Origin of the sequence: Pseudofrankia asymbiotica (assembly GCF_001983105.1) — a bacterium.
In the GTDB taxonomy this organism is placed as follows: domain Bacteria; phylum Actinomycetota; class Actinomycetes; order Frankiales; family Frankiaceae; genus Pseudofrankia; species Pseudofrankia asymbiotica.
Window position 1 is genome coordinate 64426 of the sequence record NZ_MOMC01000013.1, and the last position, 20922, is coordinate 85347.

Below are 20922 nucleotides of genomic sequence, written 5' to 3' on the forward strand. Positions count from 1 at the left end.
CCGGAGGCGCGCCTCGCGGAGGCCCCGCCCACGAGCGAAGCGAGGTGGGCTGGGCCGCAGCGAGGTCGCCGGAGGGCACGTGAGCGGAGGAGGACACAGCCCGGAGGTAGCCTGCGAGCCCCCAGGCGAGCAGGCTGCCGGAGGGCTGTGCCCGGACGGAGCGAACCAGAGAGAGAGCCAGCGTTGGCTGAGGTTGAGATCGGTATCGGTAAGAGCGCGCGGGTGGGGTACGACCTCGCCGCGGTCGGCATCGTCCCGTCGCGGCGGACCAGGGACCCAGCGGACGTCTCGCTGGCCTGGCAGGTGGACGCGTACCACTTCGACCTGCCCATCGTCGCGGCGGCCGCTGACGCCGTCAGCTCGCCGGACACGGCGATCACCATGGGCAAGCTCGGTGGCCTCGGCATCCTGCACGTCGAGGGGCTCTGGACCCGGCACGAGGATCCGCTGCCGCTGGTCGCCGAGCTGGCGGGCCTCCCGGCGGAGGCCGCCACCCGCCGGCTGCGCGAGCTCTACCGGGCGCCGATCCGCCCCGAGCTGATCGCCGAGCGGCTCGGGCAGGTGCGCGACGCCGGGCTGGTCACCGCGGCCGCGCTGCGGCCCCAGAAAGTCAGGGCACTGTTCGGTGACATCCTCGCCGCCCAGGCGGACCTGCTCGTCATTCACGGCCCGGCCGTCTCGGCCGAGCACCAGTCGACGCGAACCGAGCCGCTGAACCTCAAGCGCTTCATCGGCGACATCGACATCCCGGTGCTGGTCGGTGGCTGCGCGTCGTTCTCCACCGCGCTGCACCTCATGCGCACCGGCGCGGCGGGCGTCATCGTCGGCGTCGGCACCGGCGGCGGCGACGCGAACCGCGCCGAGCTCGGAATCGGTGTGGGTCTCGCGACCGCGATCGCCGATGCCGCCGGGGCCCGGATGCGGTATCTCGACGAGTCCGGCGGTCGGTATGTCCATGTCATCGCACACGGCGATCTGCGCACCGGTGGGGACATCGCGAAGGCCGTGGCCTGCGGCGCCGACGCCGTGATGATCGACGGCGCGCTCGCCGCGGCCGCCGACGCCCCGGGGCAGGGTGGCCTGTGGTCGATGGACGTCCTGCACTCCGACCTGCCCAGGGGCCGGTGGGAGCCGGTGGAGCGGGCCGGCACGGTCGAGCAGATCCTCGTCGGTGCGGACCTGTCCGGAGCCGTCGGCGGGGTCAGCCTGGCCGGCGCGCTGCGGGCCGCCATGGCCACCACCGGTTACGCCACCCTCAAGGAGTTCCAGAAGGCCGAGATCATGCTCGCTTCCCCGCCCATCGGCTGACCAGCTCGCCGGCGTCGGGCACACTTGCCAGATGTCCGTTGTGGCCATATTGTCCAGATCGCGATGGGCGCGGCGGCGGGTCGTCCCGCGCGGGAACCGCCCTCCGCACAGGAAGTAGGCGCGCGAAGCGGCCCTGTGAGCGGCGGCGGTGAGCCGGGGGCGCTCCTGTGTGAGCCAGGAGTGCTCTTGCTCACCGGATCGCAACGGAATACCCCCGCAGCTGTGCCCGCGCCGCTCGTGGCACCCTTGGAGCGTCCGTCTCCACTCCGAAGGATCACACATGCGCCTCGACGAGCATGGCCGCTGGGTCAGCGATGATGGCGCCTACGTGTGGGACGAGAGCGCCCAGACCTGGCAGCCCACGTCCCGCCCGCCAGGCGGTGCGGCGGCCTCCGGAGCGGTGAACCCCGCGGCCGCGCCTCGCCCGGGCGGGGCCACCGGCGCCTACGGCTCCGCCGGCACCGGCCAGCGACCGGCCACGCCGGGGGACGCGGGCGGCTATGGCGGCCGGCCGGGAACGGGCCAGCAGGCCTACACCGAGCCGAGGACCGGCAGCTTCCCCTTGTTCGGCTCCGAGGAGCGCACCGGCAGAGACCGGGAGGCGACCTGGTCTCCGGTCACCGGCCCATATCCCCAGCCTGGCCGGGCTGGGGGCTTCGCGGCCGACAGCCACCCGCTGGACGCCGGCACCGAGTGGCGCGGCGGTCCGGCCCCGGCCAGGGGTGGAGTGCCGGAACGCGGCGGATCCCCCGCTGACCACGAGCCGGGCGGGCCCTCCTCCCCTGGCTCGGTGGGTGGCGGCGCGGGCTCCACGGGCCAGTCCCGTGCCTGGCCGGCCCGGGACCCGTCGGGCACCGGGCCCTACGACCGGCCCGACCCGCTCGCCACCGGCACGGATCGCGGCTACGACCGCGCCGACCCGCTGACGGGGCCCTTCGGCCGCGCCGACCCGCTCGGCACCGGGTCCGGCACCGGCAGCTGGGCGCGCGACACGGGCCGGGGCGGCTCTGGGCGAGGTGGGTCCGGCACCGGTCCGGGGGCGAGCCGAGGCGGTCCGGGCACCGGCCCCAGCGCGAGCCGCGGTGGCCCGGCACTGACCGGCCCGCTCGACAGCCCCGGCACCGAGGCGATGAACCGGCCGACCACTCCCGTGGTGGGCCGACAGGGCGTGACCGGCCCGTCGCCGGAGGATCCAACACGCACCGGCGTTCGTGGCTCTTCCCGGCTCGGCGACGCCAGCTCGGGAGGTTCGGGCCGGTTCGTCGCGGCGTCGCCCGCCAAGAGCGGCGCCGGCACCGGACCCCGCGCCGCTTCTCCCCCCGAGGGACGCACGCTCGACCGAGGCCGCGCCCGCGACCTGGACCGCGACGCACCCGGTCTGCTCGATGATGATGACCGCGACGAGGACGTCGACGCGACCGACGGCCCCGCCTGGCGGGGCGCGCGCGACCGACTGCGGGGCCTGGCCGGCGGGCGGCCCGGCTCCGCCCACGATGAGGACGTCCTCGACGATGACGACGACGGGGATGACGACGAGGACGTCCAGGAGAACCGCGGCGGTCTCGTCGAGAGGCTGAAGACGGGCCGTGGCCGGGCTCTCGTCTTCGGCGCGGCGGCGCTCGTCGTGGTGCTGGTCGCTGTCATCCTGCTTCTGAAGGTGACTGGCGGTGACGACAGCTCGCCCAAGGGGGGCACCGGCACGTCCACCACAGCAGGCGGCAAGTACGACGACTCGGTCCGCAAGACCTACCTCGATACCTGCGTCGGGGGCAACAACGGCATGACGAACTACTGCAACTGCACCCTGGACAAGCTCGAGGCCGGCTACAGCCAGGACGACTTCCTGCGCCTGAACGCCGACGTCCAGTCGGCCGCGGCCCAACGGGTGATCAAGGACATTCGTCAGGCCTGCGAGAAGCTCAAGTAGGGCCGGGGCACGGGACGCCTCGACCACTGGACGCTCCGAGCCCGACCAGATCTGGTCGCCGGGCCCGTGCGGACCGCGGGGCAGCCTCGATCAGGCTCGCCGCGGTAGGCGCGTCTGGCGGGTCGGCTGGTGATCCCGGCCGGGTCTGCCTGGGCGGTGAAGGTCGCCGGTCAGGTCATGAGCACCCCGCGTGGGACCGCTCCGTCCGGCATCAGTCGGGATTTTTCCAGCGTGCGGTGGTGGGACGCGGGGCGCCCGGTGGGTCCGGGTTCGCGCGCTGGATGGGGCAGGTCATACTGGTAGATGACCTTTAGTCGGCTTCGCCGGGACTCGTGACGTTCCCGCCTTCGAGAGATTCGACATCCGCGCTCCACGGCCGCTAGACGCGGCGTGGCACTGAGCAGGGGGGCAGGGGTTGCCCACCGACGACCACGGCCGCTTGCTGAGCGATGACGGTGTCTGGGCCTGGGATGCCGCGTCCCATCAATGGGTTCCACGGGCGGGGCAGCCCGCCGTTCCCGTCGTGCCCGTGACGGCGAGCCGCGACGACTTCTTCGCGGTCGAGCGGGTCAACGTGCCCGAGCCGTCCTCCCACGCCAGCTCGGCCGCGACGCCCATCGCCCCAAGCACGGCAGCGTCCGAGTGGGATCCGCGCGCGGCAAGCGAGCCGGCCGCCGCCGCGCGGCCCGGCGCCGCCGGGAGCGGGACGCCCTCGCCCATCGAACCGCGCGCGGACCTGGACCCGTTCGCGGTCGACTCCCCCTGGAACGGCTCCTACGGCAACAGGGACACGGGGCTGTCCGTCACGGCGATCGACGTCGGGCCGGACATACCCGCCGCCGTCCCACCGCCGGCGACGGCGAGCCAAGACCCCCGGTCAGCCACCGGCTATCAGCCGGGCCCGGCGCATCCTGAGTCGCGGGTCCACGAAGCGCCGGACCACGGCCGGCCGGACTACGGCGGACCGGGCTACGGCGGACCGGGCTACGGCCAGCCGGACCATGGCGCGCGGACCGCCCAGGCGCCGTACCTTCCACCGGGGCCGTCGCCGACCGCGACCGCCTACCGGTCACCGACCGTCGCCTCGCCACCGGCACCGTCGGCCGTCGCGCCCTCGCCGACACCGCCTTCCGCGCCGTCGTCATCGCCGTGGTCGACGCGGCCTGGTCAGGGGGACGCATCGGTCGGTGGCGCGGCCTCGGCGGCGCCTAGCTCCCGTCCGGCGAGCGGTCCCTTCCACCTGGGGCCGTCACAGAGCTCCTGGCAGACGTCCCCGCGGACCGCCCGGATCGCCGACCCGTCAGCAGACCACCCAGCAGACCTCCCAGCAGACCTCCCAGATCGGCTTCGCCAATCCGGCAGGGACCCCGGGCCTCGCCAATCCGGCAGGGACCCCGGGCCTGGCCGATCCGGCGGGGACCTGGTCGCCGATCCGAGGGCGGCCTCGAATCCCGTCGAGCCGCCGGGCGCCCCGGGCCTCGCCGGCCCGGGAGGGGCCTCGGGGTCGGTGCGCGTCGACGGTGACCCGCGCGGCCGGCCAGCCGGCGCGCCAGGCGGCTTCCCCGCGGCGGGGGGTGTCTCGCCCTGGGAATCCGGGCCGCGGGCCGCTGGAGCGCCCGTTCCGGGAGCCCCGACCGCGGGCGTGGTCGCCCTCAGCGGTCCGGCGGGCGCTGGCGCTCCCTGGGCGCGGGTGTCCCCCGAACCCAAGGCGCCCGCGTCCCCAGCGGGCGCGCACCTCGGTTCCCGGCCACCGGGCACGATGGGCGACGAACGCCCGCCGAACATCTTCTTCACCCCGGCGCGGGGGCTTCCTCGGCCGACGACCGGGACGCCCGCTCCCGGCGCGCCGGGCTTCCCCGGCGGGGGCATGCCGGCCGGCACGCCCGGCGATCCGCGCACCCACGCCGGTCCCGGGGAGAGCCGCGTGCCTTACGGCGGCGGTCCGGGCGACCACGCCGCCGCGCCGCCGCCGTCCCCGTGGAGGACACCCGGGGTGGACCCCGGTTCCGCCGGGGCATCCGCGCCCGTGAGCGGCGCCGGGTGGGCAGCGCCGCTCGCCGCGACGCCGTCGGACGCAGCCAGACGAGCCCCCGAAGGCCCGCCAGGCCCGGGCTGGCGCTCGCCGGCCCCGCCGATCACCGATCGGACCGGTACGCGGGCATCAGTGCCACACGCACGTGCCTCCAGTACGCCGGCGGGCAGGCCCATCATCGACCCACGTGACCCTTTGGGCACCGGCGACCTCGTCGGCCTGCCCCGGCACCCTTCCCATGCCGGCGGCGCGCCGAGCGGACCGACACCCAGCCGCCCGGTCCCTGGCCACCCTGTCCCTGGCGGCCCCGTCCCTGGCGGCCCGCTGCCCGGTGGCCCCATCTCTGGAGGCGTTCCTGGCGGCCCCGTTCCTGGCGGCCCCATGGCCGGCGGCCCTGTCCCTGGCGGTCGGGCTCCCGTCCCCGCGCCGCCCGGGCGGCGTGTCGAGGGACTCAGCGGGGCCCAGAACGTTAAAACGCTTCGTCCCGGTACGGGACCGGCGGAGCGGGGGCTGCCGCCGGGAGCGGCCGCTCCGGCGCCGTGGGGACGGGCGGGCGGCGAGATCGCGTCGGCCGCGCGGGACGGGGACCACCAGGCAGGCGGCGGAGGTCGACGAGCTCGCCGCCGCGACGAGGCGATGGGCCCACCCGGAGGGGCGCAGGCCGCGGGGTTCCCGGCGCCCGAGCGAGCCGGGACGGGGCGGCAGCCCACGCCACTGGCACCGCGGGCCGACGGATCCTCCACAGGCGCCTCAGGCGTCTCAGCGGTCCCGCGGGAGGCTCGAGACGGCGGGGGCGGCCCGTTGACGCCGACGGGCGAGCGGGCCAAGGCGTCGCGCCGGCTCGCCTCGGTCGAGATGACCTCGATCCTGTCCAGGACGGCCGGCAGCCTGCCGCGGCGCGGCGCGACGCGCAGCGTGCCGGCGGACCGGCGCCGGACGCCGAACGCGATGACCGACTCCATGAGCCTGCAGGCGGTCACCCCCGAGGCGGTGGCCGATGCTCCCGAGCGCACGGGGGGCCGCCGGGCGCGCGGTGGCCAGGACCGGAGCGGCACGGCGACCGGGTCGAGGACCGGCCCCAGAACCGGCCCGAAGACCGCCCGCGGGACGCGGGACGCCGGCAGGTCCGACGAGCCGCTCGCCGATCGAGGCCCGGCGGCTGGTCCTGCCGGGGAGTCCCGCGGCCTGAAGCCGGGTCCTGACGCGGGCGGCGCGCGGGGTGGGCAGCACGAGGACGGGCCGCGGACGCGGTTCGGCGGTTCCGCGGCGGCCCTGGACCCACTCACCGACCCTGAGGGCAGAGGCGCCCGGGAGGCCGTTCGTTCCGGTGATGACGCGCGGCCGGCTGGCCGGGGGCGCTCCCGGAGCGGTACGGCGGGTTCGGAAGGCCGCGCGGGCGGTTCTGGGCGTCGTTTCGCCGCGGCCGGTGTCGAGGACGCGTTGGAGCTGGGCGAGGACGAAGCCGAGCGCCCGCCGACCTCGCGACGGGGGCCCGCCGCGGATGGCGACGCCGCGGCGGACGACCGACTGGCGTGGTTCCGGCACGGCTGGCTCGGTCCGCTCGCGGTCGCGGTCGTCGTGGCGCTGGTGTCGCTGGGGATCTACGTGCTGGTCGTGGGACGCGGGGGCGGCGGCCATTCGGGCGCGAGTGACACCGCGGCGACCGCCATACTCTCGCCCGTCGGGACCAACCCGGACGCGAAGGTCGGCAAGGCGATGGCCGACGGCACCTACAACTGCATAGCGGGTGCCGCTCCGGCCGCCCCCTCCGCCAGCACGGGCACGACCCCGGGCGCCGCGGGGCCGTCAGCCGCCGCCGGGCCCGCGCCAGGTGCTCACGCCGGAGTGCTGATCGTCCCGCCCACGAATGGGAAATACCAGTGGAACGGGCAGCAGGGCGACTACACGATCGCCACACCGACGTTCGATGACGCCTCCAATGTCATCGCCGCCGTGGCATTCACCAGCGGCCCGCTCCAGGGGCAGGTAGGTAACAGCATCGCCGTCTGGCCCGCCGGCGGCCGAGCACAGGCCACCATGCAGGTCACCAAGGGTGGCAACATGTCCTGCGCTCTGAACTGAAACGTGTCCTGGGTCACCATCCCTGCGCGGTACGTCAGACACGGCTGCGGCAAGTGCCCTCCACGCCACACAGCGGACCCGTCTGTTCGGGCGTAGCTCGCCATAGCTGCATCCAAATGGACCCAGTTGACGAGTTTGGACCGGCGTGCGGCAGGATCGGGGGTCATGCGCAGGTCTGACCGTTTGACGGGCAAGAAGCGGCCGATCTTCCAAGCGGCCGGCGGCGACGCCACCGCGGCCCGTCCTCAGCTTGCTTCCTCCCCCACGACGGCGGTCGGCACCGATCACGGCCTCGCCGCGTCCGTCGCCACAGGCCAGGAGGAGCCCGCCGCCACAGGCGGCCAGGGGTTCCGGTTCGTCGACCGGCGCGCGCTGTTGCGCCTGGCGGGCACGGCCGCCCTCGCCGCGCCGGCCGGTGGCCTGCTCGCGGCGTGCAGCGGCTCCGACTCGTCGACGAGCTCAAAGGTCCGGCCCGTACGCATCGGCCTCGTGACGCCACAGTCCGGCGCGCTCAGCAGCTTCGCCGACGCCGACCTCTTCGTGACCGACGTCCTGAAGGACTTCTTCACCAACAACGGTGGGTTGTCGGTCGGCGGCACCACCCACCCGGTCGAGATCTACATCCGGGACAGCCAGTCGACCTTCGCCCGAGCGGCCAAGGCGGCGAGCCAGCTGATCTCCGACGACCAGGTGGACATCGTCCTGGTGGGCGCCACGTCGGACACCGTCGACCCGGTCGCCGACCAGTGCGAGGTCAACGGCATCCCCTGCATCTCCACGATGGCGCCCTGGGAATCRCGGTATATCGATCCCAACGGGAACCTCAAGGCCTCCACCTGGACCTACCACTTCTTCCCGGGTCTCGCGGACTACTTCACCGCCTACTCCTCGATGTGGGGACAGGCCGAGGTCCCGAGCAACCACAAGGTCGGCGCGCTGTGGCCGGATGACATCGACGGCCGGACCTTCGCGAACCCGAAGCTGCGGTTCCGCCAGGGCCTCGCGGCCACGAACCTCACGCTGGCCAGCGCCGGTCCCCCGGTCGGGACCTCGGACTACCACCTGTACACGCCAGGCACGAAGTCCTTCGGCGACATCATTACCCAGTTCCAGCAGCAGAACGTCCAGATCATCACCGGCGTCACGCGTGCCGCGGACTACATCCAGTTCCAGAAGGACGCCGGCGCCCAGAACTTCTACCCCAAGATCATCACCCTTTCCAAGGGGGTGCTGTTCGACACCGACCTGAAGATCCTCGGTGGCACGGTGGCCGACGCGCTGACCACGGAGATGTTCTGGTCACGTAGCTTCCAGACCCGCAGCTACCTGACCAACTGGACGCCGGCGCAGCTCGCCGACCAGTACGAGAAGACGAACGGCAACGGGTGGTCGCAGCAGCTCGGCACGTCACTCGCGCTGTTCGACGTCGCGGCGCAGGCGCTGGCCAAGGTGAACTCGCTCGACGACCGGAAGGCCCTCGCGGACGTCCTGGCGACCCTCACGGCCCGCACCATCGTCGGTGACGTGAAGTTCGGTGCCCGCAAGGACCTGCCGAAGAACGTCGCGACCCTTCCGCTGAACGGCGGGCAGTGGTTCTGGCACGCGGACACATTCAAGTTCGACCTGGAGCAGGTCAACAACGCCGGCGACGGGAACATCCCGAACACCGGCCCCCTCAGGCGCCTCAACCAGACAGTCTGAGTTCAGGCCGTCTCGCGCGCAAAGAACGCCGGCCCCTCGCGACAACCTCGTCGCGAGGGGCCGGCGTTCTTTGTCATGGCCCGCTGCCCGCACCGACGGAGTCCTGCGGCAGCCACGCAGAAGGGGAGGGCGCGACGCCCTCCCCTTCTGCGTGGCCTCCGAACCAGGCCCGATGGTCGCGGTGGCGAGATGCCTCAGGCGCGCAGGGCCGCCCGGGACATCGTGTGCTCGACCACCGCGATCAGCGCGCTCTTCGTCGAGTCACGGTTGCGTGCGTCGCAGGTGATGATCGGCACCGACGGGCCGATCTGCAACGCCTCGCGCACGTCCTCGATCGAGTGCCGCAGCACCCCGTCGAAACAGTTCAGACCGATCACGAACGGCAGCTGGCGCTGCTCGAAGTAGTCGACGGCGGCGAAACAGTCCGCGAGCCGGCGGGTGTCCGTGAGCACGATCGCGCCGATCGCGCCACGGACGATGTCGTCCCACATGAACCAGAACCGGTACTGTCCCGGAGTCCCGAACAGATAGAGGATCAGGTCCTCGTCGAGCGACACCCGGCCGAAGTCCATCGCCACCGTGGTCGTCGTCTTGTCGACCAGGTGAGTCAGGTCGTCGACGTGCGCGCCGGCCTCGGTCATGACGGCTTCGGTCCGAAGCGGGACGATCTCCGAGACTGAGCCCACGAAGGTGGTCTTTCCGGCGCCGAAACCGCCGGCAACCACGATCTTGACCGAGGTGGTCGCGACCGAGGAGTTGACCCTTCTGTTGTCAGAGCTTTCGTAGGCCACTGAGAACCCTTTCGAGCAACGCGAGATCTGGTGCCTCGTCGCGGTCCGGCTGCTGGTGTACGCGGACGAAGCCCTCGTCCGCCATGTCGCCGACCAGCACCCTGGCGACACCGAGGGGTACCCGCAGGCCGGCGGCGATCTCCGCCACAGACCGGACCTGACGGCACATGGCGGCGATGGACTGCTGCTCAAGGCTGAGGGCGATCGTGCGTTCCTCGCCGTACTGGGTGGTGATGACGAGCGCTTCGATGGCGAGCTCGTAACGCGACCGCGTCCGCCCGCCGGTCATGGCGTACGGCCGGACGACAGGCCCGGGCGGGCCACCCATGTCGCTCACGTTGACTTCCCCCTGGGTCCGGAGTGATCTGGGGTGCTACCCGCGCTCATCGAGGAAGCGTCCCTTGCAGCTCCTGGCGCAGCTGCGGCGTGAGGACGTCCTTCGCTCGGTGCACAAGCAGCGCCATCTCGTAGCCCACGAGGCCGATGTCGCACGACGGCGCCGCCAGCACCGCCATGCTCGCCCCGTCGCTGATCGCCATGATGAACAGGAACCCGTGCTCCATCTCGACGACGGTCTGGGTGACCATCCCGGCCTCGAAGACTCGGGCGGCACCCTGCGTCAGGCTGACGAGCCCGGAGGACACGGCCGCGAGCTGGTCAGCCCGGTCCCGTGGGAACCCGTCCGACACCGCGAGCAGCAGACCGTCGGCCGACACGACGACCGTGTGCGCGACACCCGGAACCCGGTCGACGAAATTGTTGATCAGCCAGTTCAGGTTCTGCGCCGCTGCGCTCACCGGTCTCACCGTTCCTCCTGCCCGTCACGGCGGGCGCTTCTTGTCTCGGCACCCATGTCCCGTCCCTGCCGAACACCCTGGTAGAAGCTGGCGAGACGCCCACCAACCGCTTCAGGGGACCTGGTTGTCGCGTCGGCGGGACGCGGCTGCTGGGGCTTGCGATTGCTGGTTGGCTCGGCGGTGCCGGGGACCAGGTTGCTCATCGGCACCCGCACCGGAAGTCCGGCCCGGGTCGTGGACGACTCCTGGCCACCGGGCTCGCGCAATGCCTCGGCTGCCCGCCAGCCGGCATCGCCGGCCGACTCCCAACCGTTGTCCGCGCTGCGCCTCGGCAGCGGCTCAGCAGGCGCCTGGACGGGCCGAGGGCCGGTCGCGGAGCCGTTCGAGGCGTTGTCGCCGCCATAAGCGGCGGGCTGGCGGTACCCGGCGTCCGGCCCAGGCGCGGGCGTCCGGACGGCCGCGGCCGGTCGGACCGGCATGGCGGCGGGCGCCGCCTCCTGCCGCTGGATCGGGTGCTCCGCGGTGCCGCTACCCGCGCCGTTGCCCATGACGCGCATACCGGCCGAGGCCCGCGGCGCGGTGAACGCGGGCGGCTGCGTGACCTCGACAACCGGGTCCGGCGCGGCGGCGGCACGTGCCTCGTCGCTGGGCGAGCGGCGCTGGAACCAGGCGGAGACGGAGTCGAAGATCGGCGTGGTGTCCAGGTCCTCGCCGTCACCGAGGTAGATCTCGCCGGTGTCCTCGGCCTGCGGGCGCGGGTAGCCGCCCGTCGCCGGCTGCTCCTCCCAGCGCGGCTGGGGCACGTCCACCGGCGCAGGCTCAGGCCTGTTGGCTGGCCTGGCGAACACGTTCTCCTGCGGGCCCGAGTAGTCCGCCTGGCCCGCGTAGTTACGCGTGTCCGCGTAGTTCGGCGGCTCGGCGTAGTTCTGACCGGGCTGCTGCCCCGGTGCCCGGTAGTTACCGGCGCCGTTGGGCGCGTAGCCGCCCTGGCGGGGCATCGGACCGGTCTGGTCCAGCGGTTCCAGCCCCTCCGGGCGCTGGAAATCGCCGCTCCAGTCGTCACGCGGGCCGCGGGTGTCCGGCGGGCCGGTCCGCTGCCCGCCAGCCGGCTCGGCGTAGGAGGGCCCGTCGGGGCCCGGCTGCTGGCCGGACCTGGCGACCGGCTGCCCACCGGTGAACGGAGTCGGGCCGAGCCGCTGCGTGTCCTGCTCGGTGTAACGGCCTACCTGCTCATGACCTACCGGCTCACGATTTACCGGCTCCCGGCTCACCGACTCACGAGTCGGCAGCGGGCCGGTCATCGGGCTCGGCGGTGTGCCCTCGCGCTGGCCGCCGCCCGGGCCGATCGCCAGTGGCGGCCCGAACCGCCCGGCGTCCGGGGCTGTTCTCGGACCTGGGTCGGCGGGGCCGGGCTGGGGGGTCTGCCGGGAGGTCAGGGCCGGCATGGGGCCGCTCGGCGGCCCGAACCGGTTCTGGTTCTGGTCGGCCATCTCCTCCAGCAGGTCGTCCTGACGCTGCCGAGGACCGCCACGTCCGCTCTCGGCGCCGGACGGGGGGCCGTACTGCTGTGGCCCGCTGAAGGAGGGCTGGCGCGACGGGCCGGTCAGCGCGTTCGGGGTGGGACCGGTGCCAAGCTCCGGCCGGCCACCCTGCCCCGGGCCGAAGGCGCCGAAGGCCTGGGCCGGCCGGGCCGCGGGCTCGCCGCCGGGCCGGCCGATCGGCGCCGGCCGGCCTGCCGCCGGGCTGGTGCCGCCGGCGCCGTCGCCGGTGACCAGCTTGGCTGGCAGCCGGATGACGGCGGTGATGCCGCGGGTCGGCGACTCGCGCAGCTGGACGCGGATGCCGTGCCGGCTGGCCAGCCGGCCGACGGCGAACAGGCCCATCGTCCGGGACACGGAGACGTCCACGACCGGCGGGTTCGCCAGCCGCTCGTTGATCCGCTCCAGGTCCTTGGCCGGCATGCCGATGCCCTGGTCGACGATCTCGATCATCGCGCCGGCGCCGGGGCCGAGGGAGTGGCTGGTGACGGCGACGTCCGTCGCCGGCGGGGAGTACGCCGTGGCGTTCTCCAGCAGCTCGGCGATCAGGTGGACGACGTCGCTGACGCCGTTACCGGCGATCGACACCGACGCGGCGTTGGTCTGCTTGACCCGGGTGTACTGCTCGACCTCGGAGATGGCCGCGAGGACCACCTCGTTGAGCGGGACGGGGTGGGTCCAGCGACGAGCGGTGTCGGTGCCGGCGAGGACCAGGAGCGACTCGTTGTTCCGGCGCATACGGGTCGCGAGGTGGTCCAGTTTGAACAGGTTGGACAGCTGGTCCGGGTCCTGCTCGCGGTTCTCCAGGTCGTCGATCAGCCGGAGCTGCCGCTCGACGAGGCCCTGGCTTCGCCGGGACAGGTTGACGAACATCGCGTTGACGTTGTTCCTCAGCACCGCCTGCTCGGACGCGAGCTTGACCGCCTCGTGATGGACCTGGTCGAACGCCCGGGCGACTTCGCCGATCTCCTCGTCGGTATCGATACCGACGGTTTCGATCTCGTCGTCGATCACCTGTTCGGACGAATCTCGGATCCGGCGGACGGCCTCCGGCAGACGTCGCTCGGCGATGTCGAGCGCGGCGGTCCGCAGCGCGAACAGCGGGCGGATCAGCGACTGTGCCACCACCAGGGTGATGACGAGGGCGGCCGCCAGGATCAGGACGGTGAACAGCGCGGACAGGAGCGCCCGCCGCTGGATGTCGCCACGCAGGCTGTCGACCCGCTTGTCGATCTGGCCGAGCAGGCTGTCCACCACGTCGTAGTTCAGCTCGATGGTGGCGCGGGTGTTCTGCAGCCATTTCACCGGGTCGATGCCGCTGGCGCCCGTCAGCGTTCCGTTATCGCCGGTGAGTGGCTTGTCCRGCAGGGCGTTCAACACCAGGGCGGTGAACTGCTGGGTCTTGATGACGTCGCGGTTGTTGCGCTGGTCGACCGTGGACGCGAACAACGCCAGCTGATCGGGCGTCGCGATCTTGGTGAACTGGTCCAGCTCGGTGCTGCGCTGGGAGTCAAGAGTCAGCGCCGCGCGGAAGTCATCACCGCTGAACGGCTGCTGCGACGCGAGGTAGATCTCGATCTGCGACTGCTGCTGGGCCAGCAGGTCAGTGGCGAGCACGAGGTGGGACGTCGCCTGGACCGAGCTGTCGAGCTCACGGTCGTCGTTGCCCTGCGGAATGAGGGCGACCAGGTCGAGAAGCGGCTCGATGACGGCGTCGTAGGCCTGCATCACCGAGGTCGGCTCGGTTATCTTGATCAGTACGTCGCGCTTGGTGTTCAGGTCGCTCATGTGCAGAGCGACGGCGTCGAGCGCCTCGTTCACCTGGTCACCGAAAGTCCCGCGCTTGCCCTCCGCCACATCCTGGTATGCCTTGTACGCGGTGTCGACGGCTGCGCGACGGGTCTTGAGCGGGGTGAGGTCGGTCGTCGATTTGCGAGGGCTGAGCTGCAAGGCGACATAGTCGACCGTGAAGGTGCGCTCGCGCTCGAGCTCGTAGGTCAGCTTGACGGCCGCCTGGTTGATGGTGACCAGGCTGGACACCCGGTTGATGTCACGGGTGCTGGTGAGCACCGAGCTCGCGTCGATCAGCGCGTTCGCGATGATCGCGACGACCGGGATCGCGAGGATCGCGATCAGCTTGGTGCGGACCCGCCAACTCGTCGGGCTGGCCAGGACGCCACCGCGTGCACGCGTCCCATTACCGTCGTCGGGGGGGCGGGCCGCGGCGGGYCGCTCGCCATGGCCCCCGTCGTCCACGACGGGGGATCCCGGTGCCGGCATCGGCATCGAGTCTGTGGCGATGCCCGTGCTGCTGGCCATCGGTTGTCTGCGCACGTACTTCGCAACCTCTCCGCCGGCCTCCGGGAACGGGGTACTCCCAGGATGGTTCGGTATCGGACCGGATGTCCCTCGGTCGGCACCATAGCGGTACCGAGTTAGCGCGTGAAAGGTGGCTACCTTACGCCATGTACTAGGAAGCCACGAGTTGTGCCCCTGATGCGCGCCTTATGAGGCCCGGAGACGCCCCGGACGCCCCCACATTCGAGGGCGATGTCGCATGCGTCACCACTTGCTTACCCACGGGTCACAGGCGAGGCGTCCCTGATCGCCGATCGCGGCGCATCGCGGTAACGGTACGGCGCGCTCTGGGCGCGGCGGGAACTTCCTCTCCATCAATCCCCCTATGTGGTCGCCGAACGTTCCAAGTCAGATACACATCGTCGGGATTTGTCAATCCTTAAAATTCCGCCCGGCTTCCCACCGTGGCCGCGGCCGGCCCTCGAGCATCCCGGTGGCGGGCCGGCGCGGACCCGCCACGGGCGCGTCTCCGTAGACTTGGCAGGTGAGCGCACCCCACAGGCCGGCATCGCCCGACAGGCCGGCATCGCCCGACAGGCCGACATCGCCCCACGGGCCGGCATCGCCCGACAGGCCGACATCGCCCGACAGGCCGACATCGCCCCACGGGCCGACATCGCCGCCCTCAGGTCAGCCGCCGCTTTCAGGTCAGCCGGCGGGACCCGTGCCAGGAGGCCCCGGCCGAACCGGCTACGACACGGCCCTCGTCATCGACTTCGGCGCCCAGTACGCGCAGCTGATCGCCCGCCGGGTGCGGGAGTGCCATGTGTACTCCGAGATCGTGCCGTGGGACACGCCGGTGGCGGACCTGCTGGCCCGCCGCCCGGCCGCCGTGATCCTCTCCGGCGGCCCCAAGTCCGTGTACTCCCCCGGCGCGCCCCGGGTGGACCCGGCGCTGTTCGACGCCGGCATCCCCGTGCTGGGCATCTGCTATGGCCACCAGGTGATGGCGCAGGCCCTCGGCGGCACCGTCGAGCGCACCGGGACCGCCGAGTACGGCGCCACGGAGCTGGAYGTCACCAGCCCCGGGGTGCTGTTCGACGGCCTGCCGATCCAGCAGCAGGTCTGGATGTCACATGGCGACGCCGTCACCGCGGCACCCGCCGGCTTCGAGCTCACCGCGGCGACACGGTCGACCCCGGTCGCCGCGTTCGAGGACGTCCAGCGCGGGCTGTTCGGCGTGCAGTTCCACCCCGAGGTGCTGCACACCGAGCACGGCATGGATGTGCTGCGGCGCTTCCTGCTGCACGGCGCGGGCGCCCGCCCGGCGTGGACGATGGTCAACATCGTCGACGAGGCGGTCGCCGCCGTACGCGCTCAGGTCGGCGAGGCGAGACTGATCTGCGGGCTGTCCGGCGGCGTGGACTCCGCCGTCGCCGCGGCGCTCGTGCAGCGGGCCGTCGGCGACGCGCTCACCTGTGTCTTCGTCGACCACGGCCTGCTGCGGGCCGGCGAGGCCGAACAGGTCGAGCGCGACTTCGTCGCGTCCACCGGCGTCGAACTGGTGCACATCAAGGCCGCCGACCGGTTCGCCGCGGCGCTGGCCGGGGTGACCGACCCGGAGCAGAAGCGCAAGATCATCGGACGCGAGTTCATCCGGGTGTTCGAGGAGGCGGCCCGCGAGCTCGAGGCGCGCGCCGAGGCCGCCGGCAGCCGCATCGAGTACCTCGTCCAGGGCACCCTGTACCCCGACGTGATCGAGTCCGGCTCCCCGGACGCCGCGAAGATCAAGTCTCATCACAACGTCGGCGGCCTGCCGGACGACCTCCAGTTCGGCCTCGTCGAACCGTTGCGGACGCTGTTCAAGGACGAGGTGCGCCGGCTCGGCGAGGAGCTGGGCCTGCCCGAGGAGATCGTCTGGCGCCAGCCGTTCCCCGGCCCCGGGCTCGCCGTGCGGATCATCGGGGAGGTGACCCAGGAGCGGCTGGAGATCGTGCGCGCCGCCGACCAGATCGTCCGTGACGAGATCCGCCGCGCGGGCCTCGACCGCGAGATCTGGCAGGTGTTCRCCGTCCTGCTGGCCGACGTGCGCTCGGTCGGCGTCCAGGGCGACGAGCGTACCTACGGCCATCCGATCGTCCTGCGCGCGGTGACCAGCGAGGACGCGATGACGGCGGACTGGGCGCGGCTACCGGCGAACGTCCTGGAGCGCATCAGCAACCGCGTCGTCAACGAGGTCCCTCAGGTCAACCGGGTCGTCTACGACATCACCTCCAAGCCCCCGGGCACCATCGAGTGGGAGTGATGGCCGCTGGACGCGCCATCGCTCGCCACGACCACCCATAGCCCGATCGCCACGTAGCTGGCGGTGGCCGGGCTGGACCCGGGCCGACGACGTGACCGGGTTGGCACAGCGTGAGGCACCGTCGCCCATGCCCGTTTGACGCGGGCGTGGGTGACGGAGCAGGCTGGAGGTGTGCCGCACCAGCTCATGGCCATTACCTAGGCGCGCGACCGCGATCACTGACGCCAGGACGTCAGCGACGATCAGGCCGCGCGCCAAGCCTTCCGCGTCTCGCGGAGGGCTTTTTTGTTTGCCGCGGCCACGGCGCACAGGTGGCCGCCCAGCCACCAGGAGCAGCCCCGATGACCAAGCCAGCAGCGACAACGCCGTCGCCGCGCACCTCCGGCGCCACCGGCAAGGCGGGCACGGCCACGACGGCCGTCGCCCAGTCACCGTCGGTCGCCCGGACACCGTCGGTCGCCCGGACACCGTCGGTCGCACAAGCCGACGACGTGGAGGGAACCAGCGACCAATCGGACGACGACGCCGAGGTAGTCGACGCGGCCCTGCTCCGAACGGTCGACGTCGAGCGGGCCGCCGCCACTCTCGCCGGGGTCTCCCGGCTCACCCGGGTCGTCCGGCACCCGGGGCTCGGCCTGCGCACGGGCGCGTCGATCTGGCTGAAGTGCGAGAACGAGCAGCACACCCGGTCGTTCAAGCTGCGCGGCGCCTACAACCGGGTGGCCCAGGCCGACCCGGCGCGTCGGGCCCGCGGCCTGGTCGCGGCGAGCGCCGGCAACCACGCCCAGGGCGTCGCCTATGCGGCGGCCCAGTTCGGCGTCGAGGCGACGATCTTCGTCCCAGCCGGCGCGAATCCGGTCAAGGTGGCCAGGACGCGACGCTGGGGCGCCCGCGTGGAGCATGTGGACGGCGGTGTCGAGGCGGCACTCGCCGCGGCCGGGGCGTTCGCCGCGGCCGGTGACCGGCTGATGGTCCACCCCTTCGACGACCCGGCCGTGATCGCGGGCCAGGGCACGGTCGGGCTGGAACTGCTGGACCAGGTTCCCGGCCTGCGCACCGTCATCGTCGGAGTCGGCGGCGGTGGGCTCGTGACCGGGATCGCGGCGGCCCTGGCGGCGCGCGGCGCGAACGTCAGGGTCGTCGGCGTGCAGGCGCAGAACGCGCCCGCCTTCGCCGACTCGTTCCACGCCGGCCGGCCGCTGTCGGTCGCCGCCGACACCGTCGCCGACGGGATGGCGGTGCGCACTCCGGGCCGGCTCACGCTCGCGCTCGCCGCGTCCCTGCTCGACGACGTCGTGACCGTCGACGAGGACGCGTTCTGGGAGGCGATGGTGCTGCTGCGCCGCACGGGCGGGCACGCCGTCGAGCCGGCCGGCGCCGCGGGCGTCGCCGCGCTGCTGCGCCACCCGGACCTCGCCCAGGGCCAGACCGCGGTGGTCCTCTCCGGCGGCAACCTGGATCTCGCCACCGCCGACCGCGTCACCTCCCTGGCCACCGCCGCCACCATCCCGGCCGCCCGCACCCGCTGAACCCGCGCCGCAGCCGGGCCTTCGGGAGCTCTGAGCCTCAGAGCTTGGTGAGGGGCGCGTAGCGCAGGAGGAGGTCCTTGGTGCCGGTGCCCGCGCCGAAGTCGACCTTGGCCTGGGAGGACTCGGCGACGCCGCTCGTCGCGATGACCACGCCGAGGCCGAACACGTCATGGGTGACCCGGTCGCCGGCCGAGAGCTGGATGATCGGGCGGCTGGCCGGGCGGGAACGCGCCTGCCCGGCGGGCGAGCCGCTCCCCGCGCCGGCGGATCCGCCCGAGCCGCGGCCCGTGCCGCCGAAGCCACCGCCGAAGCCGCCGCTGGGGCTCGACGGGGCGGGGGCGAGGCGGCGCCAGTCCAGCAGGTGTTCGGGGACCTCGGTGAGGAAACGCGACGGTGGGTTGTAGGCGGGCTGGCCCCAGGCGCTGCGGACCAGCGAGCGCGTCACGTACAGCCGCTGCCGGGCCCGGGTGATCCCGACGTAGGCGAGCCGGCGTTCCTCTTCCATCTGCGTCGGGTCGCCGAGCGTGCGCATGTGCGGGAAGATGCCGTCCTCGAGCCCGGTCAGGAAGACCACTGGGAACTCCAGGCCCTTGGCGCTGTGCAGCGTCATCAGCGTGACGACGCCGTCCGAGCCGTCGTCGGAGGGCACCTGGTCGGCGTCGGCGACGAGTGAGACCTGCTCCAGGAAGCCGGCGAGCGTGCCCTCGGGGAACCGCTGCACGTACTCCCGGACGACCTCGACCATCTCCTGGAGGTTCTCCACCCGGCCCTGCGCCTCGATGGTGTCCTCGGCGACCAGCTCGGCGAGGTAGCCGGTCCGTTCCAGGATGGCCTCGGCCGTCTCGACCAGATCGCCGGCGGAGGTCTCGCGCAGCTCGTCGAGCATGGTGGCGAACTCGCGGATGGCCTTGGCGGAGCGGGTCGCCAGCCCCGGCACCTCGCCGACCCGGCCGAGCGCCTCGGCGAACGGGACGCGCTCCCGCTCGGCGAACGCGGCGAGCATCGCCTCCGCCCGGTCACCGATCCCGCGCCGGGGCACGTTGAGGATGCGGCGCAGGTTGACCGTGTCCGAGGGGTTCGCCAGTACCCGCAGGTAGGCGAGCAGGTCGCGGATCTCCTTGCGCTCGTAGAAGCGCACGCCACCGACGACCCGGTAGGGCAGGCCGACGCGGATGAAGATCTCCTCAAAGACCCGGCTCTGCGCGTTGGTCCGGTAGAAGACGGCCACGTCGGCCGGGCGGGCGTCGCCGTCGTCCGTGAGCTTGTCGACCTCCTCCGCGACGAACGCGGCCTCGTCGTGCTCGTTGTCGGCGACGAAGCCGACGATCTTCTCGCCGTCACCGGCGTCCGACCACAGCCGCTTCGGCTTGCGCTGGCTGTTGCGGGCGATGACGGCGTTCGCCGCGGACAGGATGGTCTGGGTGGAGCGGTAGTTCTGCTCCAGCAGCACGACCTTCGCGTCCGGGAAGTCCTGCTCGAACTCGACGATGTTGCGGATGTCCGCGCCGCGGAACGCGTAGATCGACTGATCGGCGTCGCCGACGACACACAGCTCGGCCGGGCCCGGCATGCCCTCGTCGGCCGCCCGCCCCGCCGTCGACACGGAACCGCCGACCAGCTCGCGGATGAGCGTGTACTGGGCGTGGTTGGTGTCCTGGTACTCGTCGACGAGCACGTGGCGGAACCGGCGGTGGTAGTGCTCGGCGACGTCGGGGAACGCCTGCAGCAGGTTCACCGTCGTCATGATCAGGTCGTCGAAGTCCAGCGCGTTGGCCTCGCGCAGCCGGCGCTGGTAGAGCGCGTAGACCTCGGCGACGGTCCGCTCGGGGTGGCTGGCCGCCTTGGCCTGCGCGGTCTCGTGGTCGATCAGCTCGTTCTTCAGCGTGCTGATCTGGGCGGCGAGACCACGGGCCGGGTGACGTTTGGCGTCGAGGTCCAGGTCGCGGCAGACCAGCGTGATCAGCCGCTGCGCGTCGGCGGCGTCGTAGATCGAGAACGAGGAGCCGAACCCGAGCCGCTTCGACTCGTTGCGCAGGATCCGCACGCAGGCGGAGTGGAAGGTGCTGACCCACATGGCCCGCACCCGGCCGCCGACGAGCGCGCCGACCCGCTCCCTCATCTCGTTCGCGGCCTTGTTGGTGAACGTGATCGCGAGGATCTCGCCGGGGTGCACCTTGCGGGCGGCGAGCAGGTAGGCGATCCGGTGGGCGAGCACCCTGGTCTTGCCGGAGCCGGCGCCGGCGACGATCAGCAGCGGCGAGCCCTCGTGCACCACGGCGGCGCGCTGCTGCGGGTTCAGCTCGGCCAGCAGCTCGTCCGGGTCCAGGCGTGGCGCCGGCCGCCGCCCCTCCGCGGCCTGCGTGGCGGCCGGGGCAGCGGCCAGCACGGCGGGGGCGAACATGTCGTACGGGTCGTACGGCTCATAGGCCGCGCCGCCCGCCGGGACACCCGCACCAGGGGCACCCGAACCGGGGACCATGTCGTCGAAAAGGGTGCTCATGATTCCTCGATCGTACGTTCGAGAGGCCGTCCGCCCTGGCTGGCACGCCCGCGCGCCGCGCCGCCGTTCCGGCCAACGGCCCGTATGGGGGCGGCCCACGACAACCTGGACCGC

12 protein-coding genes are annotated in these 20922 nt (G+C 72.6%); 6 read left to right on the forward strand and 6 right to left on the reverse strand.

Features of this window, described 5'->3' with window-relative positions:
- The first annotated feature begins 183 nt into the window (after window positions 1–183).
- Both BL253_RS06495 and BL253_RS06500 read left to right on the forward strand, forming a co-directional pair.
- Window positions 184–1308: a GuaB3 family IMP dehydrogenase-related protein gene (locus tag BL253_RS06495; RefSeq protein WP_076814447.1), complete on the forward strand. Its 1125-nt coding sequence runs from the start codon at window positions 184–186 to the stop codon at window positions 1306–1308.
- A 280-nt stretch (window positions 1309–1588) separates the two neighbouring features.
- Complete coding sequence (locus tag BL253_RS06500) at window positions 1589–3235, forward strand: hypothetical protein (RefSeq protein WP_076814449.1); 1647 nt, start codon at window positions 1589–1591, stop codon at window positions 3233–3235.
- A gap of 483 nt (window positions 3236–3718) precedes the next feature.
- On the opposite strand, the gene BL253_RS42210 is transcribed toward BL253_RS06500, so the two are convergent.
- Entirely contained in the window at window positions 3719–3865 is a 147-nt protein-coding gene (locus BL253_RS42210; protein ID WP_158230335.1) for a hypothetical protein, read from the reverse strand.
- Window positions 3866–6068: 2203 nt separating this feature from the next.
- Here BL253_RS42210 and BL253_RS06510 point away from each other — a divergent pair.
- Both BL253_RS06510 and BL253_RS06515 read left to right on the forward strand, forming a co-directional pair.
- Window positions 6069–7349, forward strand: coding sequence for a hypothetical protein (locus BL253_RS06510; RefSeq protein ID WP_076814452.1), 1281 nt, complete (start codon window positions 6069–6071; stop codon window positions 7347–7349).
- Window positions 7350–7514: 165 nt separating this feature from the next.
- The gene (locus tag BL253_RS06515) at window positions 7515–9050 is read left to right on the forward strand and encodes an ABC transporter substrate-binding protein (protein ID WP_076814454.1); all 1536 of its coding nucleotides are present in this window, start codon (window positions 7515–7517) and stop codon (window positions 9048–9050) included.
- Window positions 9051–9244: 194 nt separating this feature from the next.
- On the opposite strand, the gene BL253_RS06520 is transcribed toward BL253_RS06515, so the two are convergent.
- Genes BL253_RS06520 through BL253_RS06535 form a run of 4 tightly spaced genes read right to left on the reverse strand, consistent with a single transcriptional unit; the run spans window position 9245 to window position 14495 of the window.
- Window positions 9245–9841 (reverse strand): GTP-binding protein, encoded by a 597-nt coding sequence (locus BL253_RS06520; protein ID WP_007518658.1) that lies wholly within the window; start codon window positions 9839–9841, stop codon window positions 9245–9247.
- Window positions 9822–10169, reverse strand: coding sequence for a DUF742 domain-containing protein (locus BL253_RS06525; protein WP_076814576.1), 348 nt, complete (start codon window positions 10167–10169; stop codon window positions 9822–9824). Before BL253_RS06525 ends, BL253_RS06520 begins: the two co-directional genes overlap by 20 nt.
- 55 nt (window positions 10170–10224) lie before the next feature.
- Window positions 10225–10647: a roadblock/LC7 domain-containing protein gene (locus BL253_RS06530; RefSeq protein ID WP_007518662.1), complete on the reverse strand. Its 423-nt coding sequence runs from the start codon at window positions 10645–10647 to the stop codon at window positions 10225–10227.
- Entirely contained in the window at window positions 10644–14495 is a 3852-nt protein-coding gene (locus BL253_RS06535) for a nitrate- and nitrite sensing domain-containing protein (RefSeq protein WP_076814456.1), read from the reverse strand. The genes BL253_RS06530 and BL253_RS06535 overlap by 4 nt, the downstream gene beginning before the upstream one ends.
- 703 nt (window positions 14496–15198) lie before the next feature.
- Here BL253_RS06535 and guaA point away from each other — a divergent pair.
- Together guaA and BL253_RS06550 are read left to right on the forward strand one after the other, a co-directional pair.
- The gene (gene guaA / locus BL253_RS06545; RefSeq protein WP_076814458.1) at window positions 15199–16779 is read left to right on the forward strand and encodes a glutamine-hydrolyzing GMP synthase; all 1581 of its coding nucleotides are present in this window, start codon (window positions 15199–15201) and stop codon (window positions 16777–16779) included.
- Window positions 16780–17120: 341 nt separating this feature from the next.
- Window positions 17121–18308, forward strand: a complete 1188-nt coding sequence (locus BL253_RS06550) for a threonine ammonia-lyase (protein ID WP_076814459.1) — start codon at window positions 17121–17123, stop codon at window positions 18306–18308.
- A 37-nt stretch (window positions 18309–18345) separates the two neighbouring features.
- Here BL253_RS06550 and pcrA read toward each other — a convergent pair whose 3' ends face one another.
- Window positions 18346–20808, reverse strand: a complete 2463-nt coding sequence (pcrA, locus tag BL253_RS06555) for a DNA helicase PcrA (RefSeq protein WP_076814461.1) — start codon at window positions 20806–20808, stop codon at window positions 18346–18348.
- Between the last annotated feature and the right edge of the window lie 114 nt (window positions 20809–20922).

Coding starts and splice junctions, on each gene's coding strand:
- BL253_RS06500 (WP_076814449.1), top strand. CDS start 1,589: ATGCGCCTCGACGAGCATGGCCGCTGGGTCAGCGATGATGGCGCCTAC.
- BL253_RS06550 (WP_076814459.1), top strand. CDS start 17,121: ATGACCAAGCCAGCAGCGACAACGCCGTCGCCGCGCACCTCCGGCGCC.
- pcrA (WP_076814461.1), bottom strand. CDS start 20,808: ATGAGCACCCTTTTCGACGACATGGTCCCCGGTTCGGGTGCCCCTGGT.
- BL253_RS06525 (WP_076814576.1), bottom strand. CDS start 10,169: ATGGGTGGCCCGCCCGGGCCTGTCGTCCGGCCGTACGCCATGACCGGC.